The sequence below is a fragment of the Nocardia sp. NPDC058666 genome (assembly GCF_042714895.1).
In the GTDB taxonomy this organism is placed as follows: Bacteria; Actinomycetota; Actinomycetes; order Mycobacteriales; family Mycobacteriaceae; genus Nocardia.
This window is the reverse complement of the sequence record NZ_JBHXRY010000006.1, coordinates 132851-152256: the sequence shown is the minus strand read 5'-3', so window position 1 is coordinate 152256 and position 19406 is coordinate 132851. Positions and strand designations below refer to the sequence as shown.

Genomic DNA, 19406 nt, shown 5'->3' with positions numbered 1-19406 from the left:
GGTGCGCGTCCCACACCTGTTGGGCGACTTACTTGAGGCCCTTGGCCCACTCGTAGGACTTCAGGTACGGGTCAGGGGTGATGGCCTTGCCGGAATCCCAGACGGTGTAGATCAGGCCGTCGGGGCGGATCTCACCGATGCGGGCGGTCTTGGTGATGTGGTGGTTGGAACCGTCGATGGTGACGGTGCCCTCCGGGGCGTCGAAGCTCACGCCGTCGGCGGCGGCCTGAATGTCGGCCACGGCGAACGACTTCGCCTTCTCGACCGTGTTCTTCCACAGGTACACCGAGGCGTACGCGGCTTCCATCGGGTCCGAGGTGGGCTTGTCGGCGCCGAAGGCGGCCTTGTAGTCGGCGACGAACTTCTTGTTCGCCGGGGAGTCCACAGTCTGGTAGTAGTTCCAGGCGGTCAGCTGGCCCGCGATGTTCTGCGCGCCGATACCCGCGACCTCCTCCTCGGCGATCGACACCGAAACCACCGGCATCTCAGCGGCTTTCAGGCCCGCGTTGGTGTACTCGCGGAAGAAGGCGACGTTGGAGTCACCGTTGAGGGTGTTGAACACCGCGCCCGCCTTGGCGGCACGCACCTTGTTGATGATGGTGGAGAAGTCGGTCGAGCCCAGCGGGGTGTAGTCCTCGCCCTTGATCTCGATGCCGTTGGCCGCCGCGTAGGCCTTGATCTCGCGGTTGGCGGTCTGCGGGAACACGTAGTCCGAACCCACCAGGTACAGGGACGTGATGCCCTTCTGCTTCAGGTAGTCCAGCGCCGGAATGATCTGCTGGTTGGTGGTGGCACCGGTGTAGAAGATGTTCTTGGAATCTTCCAGGCCCTCGTACTGCACCGGGTAGTACAGCAGCGAGTTCAGGCTCTCGAACTTCGGCTTCATCGCCTTACGGCTCGACGAGGTCCAACCACCGAAAACCGCTGCGACACAGTCGGAGCTGATCAGCTTCTCCGCCTTCTCGGCGAAGGTCTTCGGGTCCGAGGCGCCGTCTTCGAGCACGATCTCGATCTTCTTGCCGTTGACCCCGCCCGCGGCGTTGATCTGGTCGATGGCCAGCTTGGTCGAATTGGCCACGGTCACTTCGGAAATGGCCATGGTGCCCGACAGCGAGTGCAGCGAGCCCACCTTGATGGTGTCCTTGGTGGTGTCGACACACGACGCGGCGGTCGAACCGGTCGACGCGTCGTCGCGCGCACCACAGCCGGTGAGTAGCAGGCCGGCGACGGCCACCGCGGCAGACACCGAAAGTGCCTTGACCAAACGGGTTTCAGACATGGGGCGTTCTCCTCATCAGGTGTAACGACGGCGCGCCACACGCGCCACCACGAACACCACCGCTGCCTGGGCGTACACCGAGTTGTATACAGCGGCTGTATTCGTGAGCCGAACCCTAAACCGAAGATGTTGCCCCAGAATGTCTCCCGATCACACGCCCGTTTCGTCTGTTTCGTCCGTGTGAATTGTTCAAAGGAGGGGGCGAACTCGCGGGCGACGGAGCCCGCAGCGTCGACTACTCGGGCTCAGTCTGCGGAGTCGAGGTCGGCGAGGAAGTCATCGGGCAACCGTGCAACCGACTCGCCCAGCAGGTGCAGCACCGCCTCAGCGGCCAGTCGGAGGTTCTGATCGTCCGCGTGCTTACGGCACGGCGACTCACAGCGGCTCGGCCTCGTCTCTGGGGGTGGGGGCCGTCAGGTAGACCGCCTTCGGAAACAACGTCGACATGGAGGCCGGTTAATTCTTCCAGCTCGAAGACCAGATCGGCCGTGTCGAACAGGTCGGCATCGGAGTCGAAACGAACCAGAAGATCTATGTCGCTTCCGGATACGTCCTCGCCTCAGGAGGTGGATCCGAAGATGCGAACTCGATGGGCTTTGTGACGGGAGGCGAGCGCGATGATCTGGTCGCGGTGTTTGGCGACGACGCCCGATGGCCGTGGCCGAGCGACGGCCCGTAGTCGGGTCAGCATCATCGGAGACGGTCGTCGTGTTCCGGCTTCGTAGGCGGCGATCACCGATCGCGCTACCCCGGATCGCGCCGCCGACTCGGCCTGCGTGAGGCCGGCGGCAAGTCGCAGGTCGACGACGGTTTCCATGCCCTCGATGACATCGGAGGATGCAGCATGGGAGCGACCTTGTTTGATGAGGTACGGCGAGACCGAGCTGCGGTGTTCGCTGATGTCGAGGGCTTTACCCAGGGGTGGGAAGGCTCGTTGGGGGCGTTGGCCGTAGCGGGTGGCGCGGCGTTCTACGGTGCGGGCTACCCAGAGGTACATGCGGCCGTCGGGCACCTGGGCGAGTGTGGTGGCTACTGCGCGAAGGCGTCGGTCAGCGGGGGCGCGAGCGTCTCTCCATGGTGGAGTGCAGTTCCTCGAACGCTGGGGCGAAACGCTTACGCTCGCTGGGCGAGATGCCGTTCGTTGCGGCGACATCTGCCCAGTTTGCTGTCGCTGCCAGTATTTGACGGAGCACCGTGGCTGCAGCGTCGTCTGTAAGTCCGAAAGCATCCGCAGCTGCCATCAGTGCTTCTGGCTCGTCGGTGCACGCGGTTACCCCGGCGATGGAAGTTGTTCGGTGCTCGGCGATCTCAGGGTTCGGGTTCACGTCGAAGACCGGGGCAAGGTGCCACCCGCCCGCATGGCGGATGAAGCCATGATTGCGGAGGTGGTCGTCGGTGTTGTGGATGGCGACGCTGAAGGCGATACGGCGCCACAGGGCGCGTAGGTCCGAGTTCGGCTGTGCGCTGTGTTCAGGAATTGTCTCGGCGAGGTCGAGATAGTCGTGGCCCTGCCCGTCGCGTGCTTGCAGCATGGTCATGGCGCTGATGTAGCCGAGTCGCTGTCCGTGTACCCGATCGAAACGGTCGAGGATGAGCACTCCTCGGCCGTCGATCCGGCGCAGAGTGCGAGCGGGGGTCGTGATGCCCGCTGCCTCGGCGAGGTCGAGAGCGGTTTTCTCCCAGGCCATGACATCCCAGGAATCGGCGTGATGTGGAAACTTGGCGATACACAATCGGTCCTCGTCGCGAACCGACGCTTTCGGGCGGGCACCACCCAAAGTCGCTGTTCCGGCGGCGAGCAGAATTTTTAGGTCGCTGAAGTCGGCATCATCTCGAGCGATGTGGTCCGAAGCCCTGAGTAGCGAGGGCAATTCGATCAATTTCGGGACAGTGGCGTCAGGATTCAGGAACTCGTCGGTATTCGGCTCGGCGAAGCGGAGTGCCCCTTGGCGGGTGAGGTCGCTGACACCCACCAAGAAGTCGACGGGTGTGAGCGCGCGGGGCATCGACTTGTTCGCCTGATCCAGTATCTGGAGGCGTCGCTTGACAAGGTTCTGCCCCCACCGGTCAGGTGCACAGTCAGCGAACGCACCGGGCAGACCGGACACGTGGTGCTGTCCTTGATACAGAGGCAGCGCGGGGTCGAGTTCGTAGGCTCCCGGCATCCGAAGGTAGTCGGAGCTGTATTGGAACGAGGTGGCGAGGCTGCCTCGGTGGGTGAAGTAGGCGGTGCCTGCCTGGATGGTCCGGCCGTTGATATCGACGGAGACGATCAGCTCGTCTGGCATCAGCGCACTCGCTTCGGGAGCTGCTGGTCTGCGCGAGCGCGGCCTAGATCGGTCTCGTACGGGTCGATGGCGGTGACGACGTTGTCGAGTTGTCCCAGTGCGCGCAGCACGTTGAGATAGGTATCCATCGAGACCCCCAGTTCGCCCTGTTCGAGGCGCCGGTAGGTGGATCTGGCGACGCCTGCCCGTTCGGAGACCTGCTCGGCGGTGAGGCCGAGAAGTTTTCGCCACGTGACCAGGTGTTCGCCGATGTCGCGTGCCGCTCGGGTGACCCGCGCGGGGGTTCGTCGCTTCACTGGCAGCTCCTGATAATGGCGCGTATATGAATCATTATAGGCTCCTATGGAGCAGATACGCTCCATTGAAGCGAGGCTATTTGATGAGGTAGGGGGAGACCGAGCTGCGGTGTTCGCTGATGTCGAGGGCTTTGCCCAGGGGTGGGAAGGCTCGTTGGGGGCAGTTGGAGCGGACGCAGACTCGGCAGCCCGCGCCGATGGGGGTGGCGGTGGCTTCGCCGAGGTCTATGCCGTCGGCGTAGATGACGCGGGCGGCGTGGCGTAGTTCGCAGCCGAGGCCGATGGCGAAGGTTTTGCCGGGTTGGCCGTAGCGGGTGGCGCGGCGTTCTACGGTGCGGGCTACCCAGAGGTATTTGCGGCCGTCGGGCATCTGGGCGATCTGGGTCATGATCTTGCCGGGGTAGGCGAAGGTTTCGTAGACGTTCCACAGGGGGCAGGTGCCGCCGCTGGCGGAGAAGTGGAAACCGGTGGCGGACTGGCGTTTCGACATGTTGCCCGCGCGGTCCACGCGGACGAAGGAGAAGGGGACGCCGCGCAGGGTGGGGCGTTGCAGGGTGGACAGGCGGTGGCAGATGGTTTCGAAACTCTGCGAGAAGAAGGCCGACAGACGTTCGATGTCGTAGCGGAAGTTCTCGGCCACCTCGTGAAAGTGTGTGTAGGGCAACACCATTGCGGCGGCAAAGTAGTTGGCCAAGCCGAGCATGGCGAGCTTGCGTGACGACTCGGACGCGAAATTGCCTTCGTCGACCAGCTTTTCGAGCAGGGTGTCGCATTCGAGGTAGGCGAGTTCGGCGGCGAGTTTGAAGGTGCGTTGGCCGCCGGACAGGTGCGGGGAGATCTCGAGCTGCTTGGTGTCGGGGTCGAAATTGTGCAGCACCCCTTCGCCCAGGTCGATCCGCTCGCTGATCCGGACACCGTGTGAACGCAACAGTCGCACGATCTCGGTGCTCACCTCGCCGCCGTGGAAGCGGATGCGTGCGGTGAGTTCCTCTGCGGCGGTGTCCAATTCGTGGATGTAGTTCTGGCGCTGATAGAAGTAGTCGCGCACTTCCTCGTGCGGTTTGCTGATCGCGGCACTGCCGGAACCGTCGGCGAACCGGTCCTCGGTCGCGGCGGCCAGCTGGGCGCTGGTGTTGCGGTACCGGTTGTGCATGACCACCAGCGCGCGCGCCATCGACGGATGCGCGGAGACCATGTCGGCGATCTGCTGGGTGTCGGCCTCGATGCCCAGTTCGGCGTCCATCACGACTTCGGACAGCTCGGCGATCAGCCGGGTGTCGTCCTGGGCGGAGAAGAAGGTGGGGTCGACGCCGAAGACTTCGTTGATGCGGGTGAGCACCGGCACGGTCAGCGGTCGCACGTCGTGTTCGATCTGGTTGAGGTAACTGGCGGAGATCTCCAGTTTCTGCGCCAGCGCCACCTGGCTCAGCCCACGTTCGGTGCGCAGCTGACGCAGGCGCGCCCCGACATAGGTTTTGGCCATATGTCCAGTTTAGGGGCGGTTTCGCAACCTTGCCAAGCAATGCTTAACACCACGGACTTGTCACACCCCCGCGTTAGGGTCGACAGGTGCTGTTCAGCGATGTCGTGCACGCCTCCGAGGCCGTGCGAGCCACCCGGTCGCGCAAGGCGAAAACCGCCGCGCTGGCCGAACTTTTCGCGGCTACGGGACCGGCGGAGATCGGGACGGTGGTGGCGTGGCTGTCCGGTGAGTTGGTGCAGGGCCGGATCGGCGCCGGTTGGCGCACGGTGACCGGGCTGGATACCCCGCCCAGCAGCGTCGCGAGCCTGACGGTCGGCGAGGTGGACGACATCTTCTCGCAGTTCGTCGGGCTGAACGGCAAGGGCTCGACCCTGAAACGTCGCGAACTGCTGACTGCTCTGTTCACCGCCGCCACCCAGGACGAACAGCACTTCCTGATCCGCCTGCTCACCGGCGAACTCCGGCAGGGCGCGCTCACCGCGATCGTCGTGGACGCCCTCGCGCAATCCACCGGCATCCCCGTCGACGTGGTCCGCCGCGCCCACATGCTCTCGGGCCAACTCCCCGCCACCGCGATCGCCGCACTCGCGGGCGGCGAACAAGCGCTGCAAGCCTTCCGCCTCGAAGTAGGCCGTCCGATCGCCCCGATGCTCGCTTCACCCGGCGGCTCACTCGACCAGGCACTGACCGAATTGGGCTCGCAGGTCAGTGTCGAACACAAACTCGACGGCGCCCGCATCCAAGTGCACCGCGACGGCGACCAGGTCTGGGTGTTCACCCGAACCCTGCGCGACATCACCGAAGGCGTCCCCGAACTGGTAGAGCTGGTCAAAAGCCTCGACTGCACAAGCGTTGTCCTCGACGGTGAGACCCTGGCGCTCACCGACGCGGGCCGCCCCCGCCCGTTCCAGGAAACGATGAGCCGCTTCGCCACCATCGGCGACCCGCGACAACTGCACCCCTACTTCTTCGACTGCCTGCACCTGAACGGCACCGACCTCATCGACGAACCACTGCGCGTGCGCCGCACCGCGTTGGCGCAGGTAGCAGGCGAACACAGCATCCCCGCCCTGCTCGCGCCGACACCAGAGGAGGCCGCCGAGGCCTACGACGATGCACTCGCGGTGGGCAACGAAGGCATCATGGTCAAGTCCCTTGACGCCCCCTACGCCGCCGGTCGACGCGGCAAGGCCTGGCAGAAGATCAAACCCGCACACACCCTCGACCTGCTGGTGATCGGCGCGGAATGGGGTTCGGGCCGCCGCACCGGCTTCCTGTCGAACCTGCATCTGGCCGCTCTCGATCCGGACACCGGCGAACCGGTGATGGTCGGCAAAACCTTCAAGGGCCTCACCGACGAACTACTGCGCTGGCAGACCGAACAATTCCCGCTCCACGAAACCCACCGCGACAACCACACCGTGTACCTGCGCCCCGACCTCGTCGTCGAGATCGCGCTCGACGGCATCCAGACCAGCACCCGATATCCCGGCGGCGTCGCGCTGCGCTTCGCCAGAGTGGTCCGATATCGCCCCGACAAGGAGCCCGCGCAGGCCGACACGATCGAGGCCGTGCGCGCGTTGGGCTGAGGTCGCACCGGGTTCGGCGACTTTCCCGCAACAGTGCGCCGATCCGACGCGGGTATACGACACACTGTTCGGGTGAGCGCCGAACTAGTGGTCCTGTTGATCGTCATCGTCACCGCTCTGGTCTTCGACTTCACCAACGGCTTCCACGACACGGCCAACGCCATGGCGACCTCGATCGCCACCGGTGCGTTGAAGCCGAAGACGGCGGTGGCCATCTCGGGTGCGTTGAACCTGGTCGGCGCGTTTCTGTCGGTCGCCGTGGCGGCCACGGTTGCCAAAGGCATCGTGCGACTGGACGAAGTGCACGGGCAGGACCTGCTGGTGATCGTGTTCGCCGGACTCGTCGGCGGCATCCTGTGGAACCTGTTCACCTGGCTGCTGGGCCTGCCGTCGAGTTCCTCGCACGCGCTGTTCGGCGGTCTGATCGGCGCGACGATCGCCGCGCTGGGCTGGAGCGGGGTGATCTGGGTGGCGGGCACCGACGGGGTGCTGGTCAAGATCGTGCTGCCCGCCGTGCTCGCGCCGGTGGTGGCCGCGCTGGTCGCCGCGATCGGCACCTTCCTGGTCTATCGGATCACCCGCGGGGTCAGCCGGGACAAGACCGACGAGGGCTTCCGCTGGGGTCAGATCGGGTCGGCTTCGCTGGTCTCGCTCGCGCACGGCACCAACGACGCGCAGAAGACCATGGGCGTGATCTTCCTGGCATTGGTGGCCTACGGCTCGATCGAATCCACCGATCACATGCCGCTGTGGGTGATGGCCAGCTGTGCGTTCGCGATCGCCCTTGGCACCTATCTGGGCGGGTGGCGGATCATTCGCACCCTCGGCAAGGGGCTGGTCGAGATCGAGTCGCCGCAGGGGTTGGCCGCGGAATCGACGTCGGCGGCGATCATCTTGACCTCGGCCCATTTCGGGCTGCCGCTGTCGACCACGCAGACCGCGACCGGCGCGATCCTGGGCACGGGCCTGGGCAAGGGCGCGGAGGTGCGGTGGCCGGTGATGGGGCGGATGGCGGTGGCCTGGATGTTGACCCTGCCCGCGGCGGGCATCGTCGGCGCGATCTGCTGGGCGGTGGCGCATCTGATCGGCGGGCTGCCCGGTGTGCTCGTGGTGTTCGCGGTGCTGATCTTCGGCGCGCTGGCCATCTGGTTGCGGTCCCGGCGCGACATCGTGGGCCATCACAATGTGAACGAGGAATGGGAATCGGTCGAACCGGAGCACACCGATGATCAGAACAAGACAGGCTAGGAGGCGGACCGGATGCACACACTGTGGCTGAATCTGCGCGAACTGTGGGACGTACTGATTGCCGCGCTGATCCTGGGCGCGGGCGTGCCGATGGTGTTCGCCTTCGCGGTGCGCTGGTGGGCGCACGCCGAGACCGTCGACGCGCACGGGCAGGTGAAGCGCAACTACGTGGCACTGAGCGGCGCGGTGCTGTGCATGATCTTGATCATCGCCGTGGTGGTGTCCGGAATCCTGTTCACCGCAAAGGCTTTCATCGCCCATCAGTTCGGAATCCACCTGTTCGGCCAACAGTGAGCGAGGACCGATGACCGACCCCACACCCCCGGTACGCCCCACCCTGCTCACCCGGGTGCTGGGCTGGTTGCGCGCGGGATATCCGCAGGGCATTCCGCAATCGGACTACGTCGCGTTGTTCGCGGTGTTGCACCGACACCTCACCGATTACGAGGTGGTGGTGATCGGCGAGCGATTGGCCGAGGCCAGCCGTGAAGGCGAAAAGATCAGCGAGGCAGACATTTCCGCCGCCATCGCCGATTTCGCCAAGCAACAACCCGCGGCCGCGGACGTGTCACGGGTGGCTTCGCATCTGGCCGCCGGTGGTTGGCCGCTGGCCGAACCGCTGGACGATACCGAGCCCACCGCCGAACAGAATTGAACCGCAACCTTTTTCGACAATGGCGAATCGCCTGGCTGTGCGGGAAATGCGCGCTAGCATGCATCCGTGGTTCGGCGTGTGGATGTAACCGATAGTGGTCGTAGTTACGGTGGATTGTCGCGCCAGCAGCGAGTAGCGCTACGCCGCAACAGATTGACCGACGCGGCCCTGGAACTATTCGGCACCCAGGGATATTCGTCGACCTCGATCGAACGACTGTGTGCCACCGCGAATGTGTCCACACGCAGTTTCTACGAAGACATCGGTAGCCGTGAGGCATTACTGATCGCACTGGTGGACCGATTGAACGCCGCGGCACTGCGACGCCTGGACGAAGCATTGGAACGCACCAGCGAACAACCACTGGTGGTGCGCGTGGTGGAAAGTTTCCGTGCGTTTCTCGCGGTGACCTGTCGGGATCGCCGGGCCGCGCGCGTTTTCTATGTCGAAGTCGTCGGTGTGAGTCCGGTGGTGGAGGAGTGGCGGCGCGCGCAACGGCGGTCCATTTCCACGCTGCTGACTCGTGAAGCCCAGCGTGCGGCGGAACGCGGCGAAGCGGAATCGCGCAGCCTGCACCTGTTCGGGCTGGCGGTGATCGGCGCGGTGAATTCGCTGGCGCAGGAAATGGTGCACGCCACGGTGCCCGGTGACGCGATCTCGGTCGACGAGATCTGCGACGAGATCGCCTACTTCATTCGGTCCGGACTCACCGTGCGCACCGCGATCGTCCCCACATAGAAAACGGGAGGCATCCAGTGCGGATGCCTCCCGTTTCAGGGGAAAATCAGATGCCCATGCCTGCGGCCAGCAGCGGCCACGACTCGTGCAGTGCCTGCTCCCAGTAGGGCCAGTAGTGCGTGCCCATCGGGGTGAACTGGTAGGTCGCGGGGATGCCCAGCGAGTCCAGCTTGGCCTTCAGGTTCTGGCTGCACGCGTTGGTGGCGGCCTCGATGCCGATGCCGAGACCCAGGTTGATCACGCCCATCGGGCCGGGCGAACCGTTGAGGTAGTACGCGGCGTCGGCGTTGGTGGGCATGCCGCTACCGCTGGAGATGTAGAGGTTGGTGCCACGCAGCTTCTCGGCGTTGATGACCGGGTCGTTCTCGACCCACGCCGGATCGTTGTCCGGGCCGTACATGTTCACGGTCTTGCCGCCGGCCCAGGTCTCCACGGAGAACTTCACGGCCTGCTTGCCCAGCGGGTCGGCGATCTGCGCGCAGCCACTGTAGGCGGCCACGGACTTGAACAGACCCGGCTTGGCCTCGGCCAGCTGCAGCACCGAGGTGCCCGAGGTGGACAGGCCGGCCAGCGAGTTCAGGCCGGTGGAGTTCAGGGCGCCGTCCAGCAGCGACGGGAGCTCCTGGGTGAAGAAGGTGCTCCACTTGTTCAGGCCCAGCTTGGGGTCGGCCTGCTTCCAGTCGGCGTAGTAGCTGCCGCGGCCGCCGATCGGCTGGATCACGTTGACCTGCTTGTCGGCGAGGAATTCCAGCGCCTGGGTCTGCGCGGCCCAGCTCGCGGAGCCTTCGCCGCCGTCGAGACCGTTGAGCATGTAGAAGTTGGGGGCGGGCTTGGACTCGTCCACGGGACGCTGCACGTCGATGGTGATGTCCTGCTTCATCGCCGCCGAGTACACCTTCAGGTGCCACACGCGTCCGTCTTTGACGATGGACGACACGGCCGAGGCCTTCTCAGGTGCGGCGGACGCAGCGCCACCGGCGACAACGGCCACCGACAACGCGGCGGTCAGAGCCATGGCGGTGGTACGCAGCCCGGCCACGGTACGTAGTGCAGAAAGCTTCATCGAAAAGTCGGTCCCAGTCCACGGCCCTGTCGGGCACGTCATCGCAGTGCTTCCCCGGTCGTCGAGCAGCATATGTGCTCGACCCCCAATGGGCTGTCAGATCCTCCGATAGTCTATGTCCTCTCACGAGACAGAATCGTTACTGATTCAACTTTCTACGGTGACCTCGAGCACGCTGGAAGTTTGCTGGCGTGTCGGTTAACGGCAGCGCAATACAAGCCGCGATCAGGAAATGCCCCCGCAACCGGCCGCTCTTATGGTGACGAGCATGGGTAAGGAAATCCCCGGTAGCGTGACCACCGGGATCGAGATCAGCGGTTTGAGCAAGACGTTCAAGGTCGGCCGCACCACCGTCAACGCACTCGACTCGGTCGACCTGCATACTTCGCACGGCGCATTCCTGTCACTGCTGGGCCCCTCGGGCTGCGGTAAATCCACGGTGCTGCGGATTCTGGCCGGCCTCGACGATCCCACCGCGGGCACCGCGCGGATCAACGGCATGACCCCCGAACAATTGCGCGGCGGCCATCAGTTGGGAATCGCGTTCCAGGATTCGGCACTGCTGCCGTGGCGCAGTGTGGAATCCAATATCGCCCTGCCGTTGCAGGTGGCGGGACTGTCGGCGGAACCCGAGCGGATCGCGGAACTGATCGCGTTGGTGGGGTTGGAAGGGTTCGAGAAGGCCAAGCCCGCGCAGTTGTCCGGCGGTATGCGGCAACGGGTTTCGATCGCGCGGGCGCTGGTGGTGCAGCCGTCGGTGCTGCTGCTGGACGAACCCTTCGGTGCTCTCGACGACATGACCAGGCAGCGGCTGAATCTGGAACTGCTGCGGATCTGGACCGAGAAGCCCGCCACGACGCTGATGGTCACGCACGGCATCGGCGAAGCCGTGTTCCTGTCCGATGTGGTCGCGGTGATGAGTCCGCGACCGGGGCGGGTGCTGGAACTGGTCGAGATCGACCTGCCGCGGCCGCGCACGCCCGAGATGATGCGGACGCCGGAATTCCACAAGCTCTGCGATTACCTTTCTGAACTGCTGTTCGGGCGGGGTGGGGTGGCATGAGTACGGCTATAGCCGGGCGTATCGGGATGGGCCGGGTTGCGGGGGCGCTGGGCATCGTGGCGTTGATCGCGCTGTGGTGGGGGCTGGCTGCCGCCGGAGTTGCGGGCGGGACGATTCCCACACCGTGGGTCGTGCTGTCCACCATGTGGTCGGACGGATGGGGGCTGTACGGACCGAACTTCCAGGTCACCGCCATGGGCGCGCTGCAGGGCTTCCTGTGGGGGAACGTGCTGGCGATCGGGATCGCGGCGCTGATCATGCTGGTGCCGCGCATCGAACCGCTGGCCACCCAGCTGGCGATCCTGAGCTACTGCACCCCGCTGGTGGCGCTGGGCCCGATCATTCTGGTGGTTTTCGGCGGGCGCACCCCGACGGTGTTCCTGGCCGCGATGTACTGCTTCTTCACCACGATGGTCGGTGCGGTGAGCGGGTTGCGTTCGGCCGATCCGGCGAGTCTGGATCTGGTCCGGGCGTACGGCGGTGGGCGCTGGCAGCAGCTGTACCGGGTGCAAGCCATTGCGGCACTGCCGAATACGTTCGCGGCGCTGAAGATCGCCGCACCGTCGGCGGTGCTCGGCGCGATCATCGGTGAGTATCTCGGCGGTGTCGACAGCGGCATCGGCGTCGCGTTGACCGCCGCGCAAACCGCGTACAACGTGCCGCGCACCTGGGGGATGGCGCTGGCCGCCGCGGCGCTGGCGGGGTTGGGTTACCTGCTGGTGGCGGGTATCGCACGACTGGTCACGCCGTGGACGGCGACCGCGGAAGAGGGACGATGACAACCACAGTTCTGCGCCGGATCGGCCGTTTCCTGCTGCCGCTGGCGACTTCGCTGATCCTCCTTCTTGTCATTTGGACGCTGTTTCTTCGCATGTTCCCGCAGATCGGGCCGCGGGTGGGCAAGACGCCATCGGACGTATGGACCTACTTGGTGACCTCCGCCGGTGCGCCCAACGCGCGGCAGGCGATCTTCGACGACCTGGCGATCACGCTCGGTGACGCGGCGTCCGGTTTCCTGGTCGGCATGGTCGGCGCGCTCGGTGTCGCGGCGCTGTTCGTGCTGTATTCCGCTGTGCAACAGACGTTTATGCCGGTGGCGATGCTGCTGCGCTCGGTGCCGTTGGTGGCGCTGAGTCCCATTGTCGTGCTGGTCTTCGGACGTGGCACCGCGGGCGTGACCGTGCTGACGGCGATCGTGGTGTTCTTCCCCGCCCTGGTGATGATCATGACCGGACTGCGTGAAGCACCAAGGCAGGCAATGGAACTGGTGACCGCCTATGGCGGATCGCGATGGACCAGGCTGCGGATGGTCGCGATCCCCGCCGCACTGCCGTCGGTGTTCGCCGCGGCCAGGGTCTCGGTGCCGGGTGCGCTGATCGGCGCGCTCCTGGGTGAATGGCTCGGCAGCGGAACAGGATTGGGCGCGAGTCTGGTGCGCGCCATTCCGATGTTCCAGTACAACCGGCTGTGGGCATCGATCGTGGTCGTCACGGTGGTGTCGGTGCTGCTGTACGCGATCGTGGGCGTGATCGAGAACCTGGTGCTCGCCCGATTCGGGCCGAAAGCGGGAGCGTAGGGAATACCAGCGGAACCGGGACGCAAAGAGAACGAAACTTTGCGAATCTACATTCGCGCTATGAACAATATCGACCGTCGTTCCTTTCTCCGCTATTCCGCACTGACCGGCGCCGCACTCGGCGGCGCCGGATTGCTCGCCGCCTGCGGCGGTGGTTCGGGTACCTCCTCGAACGGTTCGACCGACGACGGCTCGAAATACGGCAAGGTCGCTATCCAGTTGTCCTGGATCAAGAACATCGAATTCGCGGGTGAGTATTTCGCGGATTCGAAGGGCTATTTCAAGGATGCGGGATTCGGTGCGGTAGACCTCGTCGCGGGTGGTGCGGCCTCGACCTCGGTGGAAGCCGGCCTGGACACCGGCAAGATCTGGCTGGGCTATTCCGCCCCGCAGACCACCGCCCCCGCCGTGCTCGAGGGCCTGCCCGCCAAGATCGTCGGCGCGACCTTCCAGAAGAACCCGTTCTCCATCGTCAGCTCCGCGGGCAAGCCGATCCGCACGCCCGCGGACATGAAGGGCCGCAAGATCGGCGTGCAGGACACCAACCAGTTGATCTTCAGCGCGCTGCTGGCCGCCAACGGCATCAACCCCGGCGACGTGACCGTGGTGCCCGCGCAGTTCGATCCGACTCCGCTGGCCAACGGCGAGGTCGACGGCTGGGTCAGCTACGTGACCAACGAGCCGATCACCCTGGCCGCCAAGGGCTTCGCCAACACGAACTTCCTGTTCGCCGACTACGGCCTGCCGCTGGTGGCCGAGACGCTGACCGTCAGCCAGAACACCATCGACAACGAGCGCGACAAGCTCAAGGCATTCCTGATCGCGGAGATCAAGGGCTGGAAGGACGCTGTCGCCAGCCCGGCGGAGTCCGCGCGCCTGGCCGTGGAGGTCTACGGCAAGGACCTGAAACTGGATGTGGCCGAGCAGACCCTGGAGGCCACCGCGCAGAACGACCTGGTCGTGTCCGCGGGGACCAAGTCCGACGGTCTGCTGTCGATGTCCGACGCGCTGATCGAGCAGAACATCGCCGCGCTGCGCACCGCCAAGATCGACATCAAGGCCGAGCAGCTGTTCGACCTGTCGATCCTGCGTGAGGTCTACGCCGAGAACCCGGGCCTGAAGTAGGAACACAGAAGCCGGCGTCGCGAACTTCGCGACGCCGGCTTCGGCAATTCACATCGCCTAAATCGCCATACCTACCGCGGCAGGAGAGCCGTAGTCGCGGTGGGCCGCAAGGCGCAGGCCCGCGCGCGAGGCGAGGAAATCGGCGGTGATGAACACCGCGGTCTCGGCCGGTGTGCGCGGACCCGATTCCAGGCCGGCGGGCACGTGGATGCGCGACAGGGTCGCTTCGTCGAAACCACCCGCACGCAGGTCGTCCAGGCGACGTGCCTGGTCGGCGGGAGTGCCAAGCGCCGCAAGGTAACCCAGCTCGGGCTGGCGCAATGCCACGGTGAGCAGCGGGATCTCGAAGCGCGGCTCGTTGGCCAGCACCACGATCGCGGTGGTGCTGTCGATCTCGCCGGCGGCGGCGAGGGTGTTGAGGTAGCGGTGCGGCCAGTCCACGACCACTTCGGCGCCGGGGAACGAGTTCGGATCGGCGAATTCGGGGCGCGAATCGCAGATGCTGACCCGGTAGCCGATCATCCGCGCCTGCGCCACCAGGGTGGCCGCGTAGGCGTTGGCGCCGAAGATGATCAGGCGCGGCGGCGGGCAGTACGAGGCGACGAACAGGTCCGATTCGGGCAGCGCGACAAGCTCGGTGGCGTGCTTGCGATCGGTGACCAAATGCTGGCCGATGACGTCGGGGTCCTGATTCCACACCACGGTGAACACGGTGACCCGGCGATGGGCCTGAATGTCGGCGGCGATGGTGGGGAATTCGGGGAAATCGCGGCAGGAGAACGGCTCGACGAAAATGTCGACCAGCGTGCCGTCGTCGGCGCTGGATTCCAGGCCGGTGAGCATGCTGTAGCGACGCAGTTGCCGGATGCCGGTGCGGCCCGCTTCCAGCGCCGCCTCGTAGACGGTCTCTTCCAGTCGACCCGAGGCGATGGATCCGAAGACACCACCATTGGGGGTCACCAGCATCGACGAGCCGATGGGCAGGGAATTGGTACCGATGGTGCGGACCACGGTGGCCAGGCCGCCCGTGCGGCCCGAATGCCACACTCTCAGAAGGTCATCAACGATATCGCGCATATCTCAAATCTCCGATCATCGTGCGCCGACCTCTGGGAAATCGCGATCGTTCCCTGCCGCCAAGTCGTCGCACGTGACGCACACCATATCCTGTCGACCGGACAAATAGGAACTGGCCCCCATATCGCCTGCGCATAACTCCGAAATGGCTTCCCAGTGCTTGTTCTCGATCACAACGGGATGCCCAGGTGTGTCGGAGAACACAGCACGTGCGAGTCCGCTCTGGCTCGTGCGGGCCGCGGCGAGCACGCGGGCGACGACATCGGGTCCGATATCGGGGATATCGACGGGCAGGAACGCCACGTAGCGCGAGTTCGCCGCGTGCAGTGCGGCGCGCACCGTCGCGGACAGTCCGGTCGCCCAGTCCGCGACCCACAACCACTCGGTGTCGGCGGGTAGGGCGACCGCGGTCGGATCGGGTCCGGTCGCGCCGAGCAACACGATCACCCGATCGCAACCACCGTCGCGCAGGGCGGTGATCGCCGAGCGCAACCAGGCGCCGTTCTCGGCGAGTGCCTTGGGTTTGCCGTAGCGCGTTCCGGCACCGGCCGCGAGGACGAAGCCCGTGCACGAGGAGTGCGCGGCGGGGTCGGCTGAGGGCATGTGAGCGAAGGTAATGACGTTATGTTGCGGGTCGATTACGGCAGGGCGGCTCGGCGACGACGACACGCCGACGTGATGGATTGCACATCGGTGGCGACAGGGCGGGGATCGCGCGATGCTGGTCCGATGACAAGCGAAGGGATCGGCCTGGCGGGCTTCAACAATCTGCCCGCCGACGCTGCCGAACAGGCGTTGCTTGCCTGTTGCTCCGCGCCACGCTGGGCACGGGCGGTCGCGGCCGCGCGCCCGTATGCGAGCACGGAATCGCTGCTGGAGGCGGCCGATGCGGCGTTGGAGGCTCTGGACGACGCCGACATCGACCAGGCGTTGGCCGGGCATCCGCGCATCGGCGACCGGCCGACCTCGGCGGCCTCGGCCCGCGAGCAAGCGGGTGTCGCAGGCGATGACGTGCGCGCCGGGCTAGCGCAGGGCAACCTGGACTACGAGGCGAAGTTCGGGCACATCTACCTGGTCTGTGCGGCCGGGCGCAGCGGCGAGGAGCTGCTGGCGGTGTTGCGCGCGCGCCTGGACAACGACCCGTCGACCGAAAGGCACGTCATGCGAACCGAATTGGCGAAGATCAACGCGTTGCGACTGGCGCAGGTGGTGGCATGACCAGCCTGAGTACGCATGTTCTCGACGCCGTGAGTGGGGTGCCCGCCGCGGGGGTGGCTGTGTGGCTGACTCGCGGCGAGGACCGGCTCACCGAGGCGCTCACCGACGCCGACGGCCGCGTGAAAGAACTTGCCGCGGGCCTGAATCCGGGCGACTACCGTTTGTTCTTCGACACCGGCAGCTACTTCGCCGCACAGGGAACCGAGACCTTCTACCCGGAGGTCTGTGTCACTTTCACGGTGGGTGAGCAGGCGCATCTGCATGTGCCACTGCTGCTTTCGCCGTTCGCCTATTCCACCTACCGAGGGAGCTGACCATGGCACTGAGTGGTCCGATCGTGCTGACCGATAACCGCTACGGCAAGGCCGAGAACCGGGTGGTGCGCTTCTACAAGGAGAACGCACGCCACGAGATCCGCGACGTGAACGTGTCCACCGCCCTGCGCGGCGATTTCGAGGCGGCCTACACCGACGGTGACCAGCGTCACGTGCTGCCCACCGACACCCAGAAACACACGGCGTTCGTGTATGCGAAGAAGCCGGGTCTGGACACCATCGAGGAGTACGCGATGGCGCTTGCGAAGCACTTCGTCGACACGGTCGACCCGGTGTCCAGCGCGCGGATCGACGTGGATTCCTATGGGTGGCAGCGGGTCTCGATCGACGGCAGCGAGCACGATCACACCTGGGTGCGGCAGGGGCCCGAGGTGCGCACCGCCGCGGTGACCGTGTCGGGCAAGGGCGACCAGCAGCGGACCTGGGTGATCGGCGGGATCAAGGACCTGGTGCTGCTGAAGTCGACCGGCTCGGAGTTCGCGGACTTCCTCACCGACGAATACACCACCCTGGCCCCGACCAATGATCGCGTGCTGGCCAGCGCGCTGGTGGTGCAGTGGCGGTTCGCCGAGACCGACGTGGACTGGGATCAGGTGTACGCGGGGATCCGCGCCACGCTGCTGGAACTGTTCGCGACCACCTATTCCAAGGCGCTGCAGCAGACGCTGTACGCGATGGGAACGGCTGTGCTGGAACGGTTTCCGATGCTGGCCGAGATTCGCCTTTCGGCGCCGAACAAGCACCACTTCGACTACGACCTGGCGCAGTTCGAGATCGAGAACGCCGGTGAGGTGTTCTGGGCCGCCGACCGTCCCTACGGTTCGATCCACGCCACGCTGGAGCGTGCGGACGCACCCGGTGCGGGGATCGCGTGGCAGCCGTGAGTGCGCCCGATCTGCTGATCCACGGGTGCGCGGTGGTGACCGTCGACGCGGCGGGCACCGAGTACCGCGACGGCTGGGTCACGGTGCGCGGCAACAGGATCGACGCGGTCGGTGAAGGTGCGCCGCCGGAGTTCGGGCCGGAGGTGGCGCGGATCGACGGGCGCGGGTGTGTGCTCACGCCGGGTCTGGTCAACACCCACCACCACCTGTACCAGTGGATCACTCGCGGGCTGGCCGCGGACAACACCCTGTTCGAATGGCTGACCACGCTGTACCCGGTGTGGGCGCGCATCGACGAGAAGTCGGTGCGCACGGCGGCCACCGGCGCGCTGGTGTCGCTGGCGCGCAGTGGCTGCACGACGTCGTCGGATCACCATTACCTGTTCCCGCGTGGGGGCGGCGACCTGCTCGCGGCGGAGATCGGGGCGGCGGCCGACGTCGGGCTGCGGTTCCATCCGGCGCGCGGGTCGATGGATCTGGGGCAGAGCAAGGGTGGGTTGCCGCCGGACAATGTGGTCGAGTCGATCGACGACATTCTCGCGGCCAGTGCTGCGGCGATTACGGACTGGCATGATCCGTCGTTCGATTCGATGGTGCGGATCGCGCTGGCGCCCTGCTCGCCGTTCTCGGTGACCGCCGATCTCATGCGCGAGTCCGCCGCGCTGGCGCGTTCGTCGGGGGTGCGGTTGCATACGCATCTCGCGGAAACGCTGGATGAGCAGGAGTTCTGTCAGGACAAGTTCGGCTGCACGCCCGCTGAGTACATGGAGCAGTTGGGGTGGATGGGCGACGACGTCTGGTACGCGCACGCCGTGCATCTCGACGATCCGGCGATCGCGGCGATGGCGCGGACCGGGACCGGGATCGCGCATTGCCCGACGTCGAACGGGCGGTTGGGGGCGGGGATCGCGCGCACGGCTGACCTGGTGGCGGCGGGGGTGCCGGTCGGGCTGGGCGTCGACGGTGCGGCCAGCAACGAGTCGAGTTCGATGATCGAGGAACCGCGCAATGCGCTGCTGTACGCGCGGGCGATCGGCGGGCCGCGGGCAATGACTGTGCGGACCGCTTTGGAGTTGGCGACCATGGGTGGAGCTCGGGTGCTCGGGCGGGCCGAGGAGATCGGGTCGATCGAGCCGGGCAAGTTGGCGGATCTGGCGCTGTGGCGGGTCGATACCGCCGCGCATGCCGGTATCGAGGATCCGGTGGTGGCGTTGGTTCTCGGGTCGGCGCCGCCGTTGGCCGCGCTGTTGGTGAACGGGCGCGAGGTTGTTCGCGACGATGTGGTGTTGACCGTGGACGAAGCGGCGGTCGGTGCCGATGTGGCTCAGGCGCAGGCGACGCTGTTGGCCGGTGCGTGAGCGCGATCTTTCTGGGTGGTGCTGATGGTGTCGGTGGGTCGGCGCGGTCCGGGCGGGCGCTGATGGGTTCGGCGCGTGCGCGCGTCCGCGTCGCCGTCGACGTGCGGCGTGCTGAACTGCGGTTTTGTTCG

Annotated in this window: 22 protein-coding genes and 1 pseudogene; 13 read left to right on the top strand and 10 right to left on the bottom strand. The window is 65.8% G+C overall.

Going from position 1 to position 19406, the window contains the following annotated elements:
* Positions 1–28: 28 nt before the first annotated feature.
* The 7 genes and pseudogenes from urtA to ramB form a co-directional block, all read right to left on the bottom strand.
* On the bottom strand, positions 29–1279 hold the full coding sequence (urtA, locus tag ACFWVD_RS16755) for an urea ABC transporter substrate-binding protein (RefSeq protein WP_379243591.1): 1251 nt from the start codon (positions 1277–1279) through the stop codon (positions 29–31).
* A 235-nt stretch (positions 1280–1514) separates the two neighbouring features.
* The gene (locus tag ACFWVD_RS16750; RefSeq protein WP_379243949.1) at positions 1515–1814 is read right to left on the bottom strand and encodes a nucleotidyltransferase family protein; all 300 of its coding nucleotides are present in this window, start codon (positions 1812–1814) and stop codon (positions 1515–1517) included.
* Between the two features lie 24 nt (positions 1815–1838).
* Positions 1839–2096 (bottom strand): helix-turn-helix domain-containing protein, encoded by a 258-nt coding sequence (locus tag ACFWVD_RS16745; protein WP_379243947.1) that lies wholly within the window; start codon positions 2094–2096, stop codon positions 1839–1841.
* A gap of 42 nt (positions 2097–2138) precedes the next feature.
* Positions 2139–2312 (bottom strand): annotated as a pseudogene (locus ACFWVD_RS16740) (transcriptional regulator); the annotation flags it as partial.
* Between the two features lie 16 nt (positions 2313–2328).
* Complete coding sequence (locus ACFWVD_RS16735; RefSeq protein WP_379243589.1) at positions 2329–3567, bottom strand: type II toxin-antitoxin system HipA family toxin; 1239 nt, start codon at positions 3565–3567, stop codon at positions 2329–2331.
* Entirely contained in the window at positions 3567–3863 is a 297-nt protein-coding gene (locus ACFWVD_RS16730; protein WP_379243587.1) for a helix-turn-helix domain-containing protein, read from the bottom strand. Before ACFWVD_RS16730 ends, ACFWVD_RS16735 begins: the two co-directional genes overlap by 1 nt.
* A 76-nt stretch (positions 3864–3939) precedes the next feature.
* A complete protein-coding gene (ramB, locus tag ACFWVD_RS16725) occupies positions 3940–5346 on the bottom strand; it encodes an acetate metabolism transcriptional regulator RamB (RefSeq protein ID WP_379243585.1) in 1407 nt (468 codons plus the stop codon).
* 86 nt (positions 5347–5432) lie between these two features.
* Between ramB and ACFWVD_RS16720 the strand changes: the two genes are divergently transcribed.
* From ACFWVD_RS16720 to ACFWVD_RS16700, 5 genes are all read left to right on the top strand, one after another.
* Complete coding sequence (locus tag ACFWVD_RS16720) at positions 5433–6935, top strand: ATP-dependent DNA ligase (protein WP_379243583.1); 1503 nt, start codon at positions 5433–5435, stop codon at positions 6933–6935.
* 72 nt (positions 6936–7007) lie between these two features.
* Positions 7008–8183 (top strand): anion permease, encoded by a 1176-nt coding sequence (locus tag ACFWVD_RS16715; RefSeq protein ID WP_379243581.1) that lies wholly within the window; start codon positions 7008–7010, stop codon positions 8181–8183.
* Between the two features lie 12 nt (positions 8184–8195).
* A complete protein-coding gene (locus tag ACFWVD_RS16710; protein WP_379243579.1) occupies positions 8196–8477 on the top strand; it encodes a hypothetical protein in 282 nt (93 codons plus the stop codon).
* A gap of 10 nt (positions 8478–8487) precedes the next feature.
* Positions 8488–8838, top strand: coding sequence for a DUF3349 domain-containing protein (locus tag ACFWVD_RS16705; protein ID WP_379243577.1), 351 nt, complete (start codon positions 8488–8490; stop codon positions 8836–8838).
* 78 nt (positions 8839–8916) lie between these two features.
* Positions 8917–9576, top strand: a complete 660-nt coding sequence (locus ACFWVD_RS16700; protein WP_379243575.1) for a TetR/AcrR family transcriptional regulator — start codon at positions 8917–8919, stop codon at positions 9574–9576.
* 46 nt (positions 9577–9622) lie between these two features.
* On the opposite strand, the gene ACFWVD_RS16695 is transcribed toward ACFWVD_RS16700, so the two are convergent.
* On the bottom strand, positions 9623–10639 hold the full coding sequence (locus tag ACFWVD_RS16695) for an alpha/beta hydrolase (protein ID WP_379243573.1): 1017 nt from the start codon (positions 10637–10639) through the stop codon (positions 9623–9625).
* A 268-nt stretch (positions 10640–10907) separates the two neighbouring features.
* Here ACFWVD_RS16695 and ACFWVD_RS16690 point away from each other — a divergent pair, with 268 nt between their 5' ends.
* The 4 genes from ACFWVD_RS16690 to ACFWVD_RS16675 are packed head-to-tail and all read left to right on the top strand — an operon-like array spanning position 10908 to position 14403.
* Positions 10908–11702, top strand: coding sequence for an ABC transporter ATP-binding protein (locus ACFWVD_RS16690; RefSeq protein WP_379243571.1), 795 nt, complete (start codon positions 10908–10910; stop codon positions 11700–11702).
* A complete protein-coding gene (locus tag ACFWVD_RS16685) occupies positions 11699–12481 on the top strand; it encodes an ABC transporter permease (protein WP_379243569.1) in 783 nt (260 codons plus the stop codon). The genes ACFWVD_RS16690 and ACFWVD_RS16685 overlap by 4 nt, the downstream gene beginning before the upstream one ends.
* The gene (locus ACFWVD_RS16680; RefSeq protein ID WP_379243567.1) at positions 12478–13278 is read left to right on the top strand and encodes an ABC transporter permease; all 801 of its coding nucleotides are present in this window, start codon (positions 12478–12480) and stop codon (positions 13276–13278) included. The genes ACFWVD_RS16685 and ACFWVD_RS16680 overlap by 4 nt, the downstream gene beginning before the upstream one ends.
* A gap of 60 nt (positions 13279–13338) precedes the next feature.
* The gene (locus ACFWVD_RS16675) at positions 13339–14403 is read left to right on the top strand and encodes an ABC transporter substrate-binding protein (protein ID WP_379243565.1); all 1065 of its coding nucleotides are present in this window, start codon (positions 13339–13341) and stop codon (positions 14401–14403) included.
* A gap of 57 nt (positions 14404–14460) precedes the next feature.
* Here the strand turns inward: ACFWVD_RS16675 and ACFWVD_RS16670 are convergent, their stop codons facing one another.
* Together ACFWVD_RS16670 and ACFWVD_RS16665 are read right to left on the bottom strand one after the other, a co-directional pair.
* On the bottom strand, positions 14461–15480 hold the full coding sequence (locus ACFWVD_RS16670) for an XdhC family protein (RefSeq protein ID WP_379243563.1): 1020 nt from the start codon (positions 15478–15480) through the stop codon (positions 14461–14463).
* Between the two features lie 15 nt (positions 15481–15495).
* Positions 15496–16083 (bottom strand): NTP transferase domain-containing protein, encoded by a 588-nt coding sequence (locus ACFWVD_RS16665; RefSeq protein ID WP_379243561.1) that lies wholly within the window; start codon positions 16081–16083, stop codon positions 15496–15498.
* A gap of 126 nt (positions 16084–16209) precedes the next feature.
* Here ACFWVD_RS16665 and uraD point away from each other — a divergent pair, with 126 nt between their 5' ends.
* From uraD to ACFWVD_RS16645, 4 genes are read left to right on the top strand one after another with little or no spacing between them, the layout of a single operon-like run.
* Positions 16210–16698 carry a 2-oxo-4-hydroxy-4-carboxy-5-ureidoimidazoline decarboxylase gene (uraD, locus tag ACFWVD_RS16660; protein ID WP_379243559.1) on the top strand — a complete coding sequence of 163 codons (489 nt, stop codon included), beginning with the start codon at positions 16210–16212 and terminating at the stop codon, positions 16696–16698.
* Complete coding sequence (gene uraH, locus ACFWVD_RS16655) at positions 16695–17012, top strand: hydroxyisourate hydrolase (protein WP_379243557.1); 318 nt, start codon at positions 16695–16697, stop codon at positions 17010–17012. Before uraD ends, uraH begins: the two co-directional genes overlap by 4 nt.
* Before the next feature lie 2 nt (positions 17013–17014).
* Positions 17015–17917 carry a factor-independent urate hydroxylase gene (gene pucL / locus ACFWVD_RS16650; RefSeq protein WP_379243555.1) on the top strand — a complete coding sequence of 301 codons (903 nt, stop codon included), beginning with the start codon at positions 17015–17017 and terminating at the stop codon, positions 17915–17917.
* Entirely contained in the window at positions 17905–19275 is a 1371-nt protein-coding gene (locus ACFWVD_RS16645) for an 8-oxoguanine deaminase (RefSeq protein WP_379243553.1), read from the top strand. The genes pucL and ACFWVD_RS16645 overlap by 13 nt, the downstream gene beginning before the upstream one ends.
* The last annotated feature ends 131 nt before the right edge of the window (positions 19276–19406 follow it).

What these genes read in the sequence shown, in the direction of transcription:
- ACFWVD_RS16680 (WP_379243567.1), top strand. Translation starts at nt 12,478, where the DNA reads ATGACAACCACAGTTCTGCGCCGGATCGGCCGTTTCCTGCTGCCGCTG.
- pucL (WP_379243555.1), top strand. Translation starts at nt 17,015, where the DNA reads ATGGCACTGAGTGGTCCGATCGTGCTGACCGATAACCGCTACGGCAAG.
- ACFWVD_RS16675 (WP_379243565.1), top strand. Translation starts at nt 13,339, where the DNA reads ATGAACAATATCGACCGTCGTTCCTTTCTCCGCTATTCCGCACTGACC.
- ACFWVD_RS16685 (WP_379243569.1), top strand. Translation starts at nt 11,699, where the DNA reads ATGAGTACGGCTATAGCCGGGCGTATCGGGATGGGCCGGGTTGCGGGG.
- ACFWVD_RS16705 (WP_379243577.1), top strand. Translation starts at nt 8,488, where the DNA reads ATGACCGACCCCACACCCCCGGTACGCCCCACCCTGCTCACCCGGGTG.
- urtA (WP_379243591.1), bottom strand. Translation starts at nt 1,279, where the DNA reads ATGTCTGAAACCCGTTTGGTCAAGGCACTTTCGGTGTCTGCCGCGGTG.
- ACFWVD_RS16690 (WP_379243571.1), top strand. Translation starts at nt 10,908, where the DNA reads ATGGGTAAGGAAATCCCCGGTAGCGTGACCACCGGGATCGAGATCAGC.
- ACFWVD_RS16670 (WP_379243563.1), bottom strand. Translation starts at nt 15,480, where the DNA reads ATGCGCGATATCGTTGATGACCTTCTGAGAGTGTGGCATTCGGGCCGC.
- ACFWVD_RS16665 (WP_379243561.1), bottom strand. Translation starts at nt 16,083, where the DNA reads ATGCCCTCAGCCGACCCCGCCGCGCACTCCTCGTGCACGGGCTTCGTC.
- ACFWVD_RS16710 (WP_379243579.1), top strand. Translation starts at nt 8,196, where the DNA reads ATGCACACACTGTGGCTGAATCTGCGCGAACTGTGGGACGTACTGATT.
- ACFWVD_RS16735 (WP_379243589.1), bottom strand. Translation starts at nt 3,567, where the DNA reads ATGCCAGACGAGCTGATCGTCTCCGTCGATATCAACGGCCGGACCATC.
- uraH (WP_379243557.1), top strand. Translation starts at nt 16,695, where the DNA reads ATGACCAGCCTGAGTACGCATGTTCTCGACGCCGTGAGTGGGGTGCCC.
- ramB (WP_379243585.1), bottom strand. Translation starts at nt 5,346, where the DNA reads ATGGCCAAAACCTATGTCGGGGCGCGCCTGCGTCAGCTGCGCACCGAA.
- uraD (WP_379243559.1), top strand. Translation starts at nt 16,210, where the DNA reads ATGACAAGCGAAGGGATCGGCCTGGCGGGCTTCAACAATCTGCCCGCC.
- ACFWVD_RS16695 (WP_379243573.1), bottom strand. Translation starts at nt 10,639, where the DNA reads ATGAAGCTTTCTGCACTACGTACCGTGGCCGGGCTGCGTACCACCGCC.
- ACFWVD_RS16745 (WP_379243947.1), bottom strand. Translation starts at nt 2,096, where the DNA reads ATGGAAACCGTCGTCGACCTGCGACTTGCCGCCGGCCTCACGCAGGCC.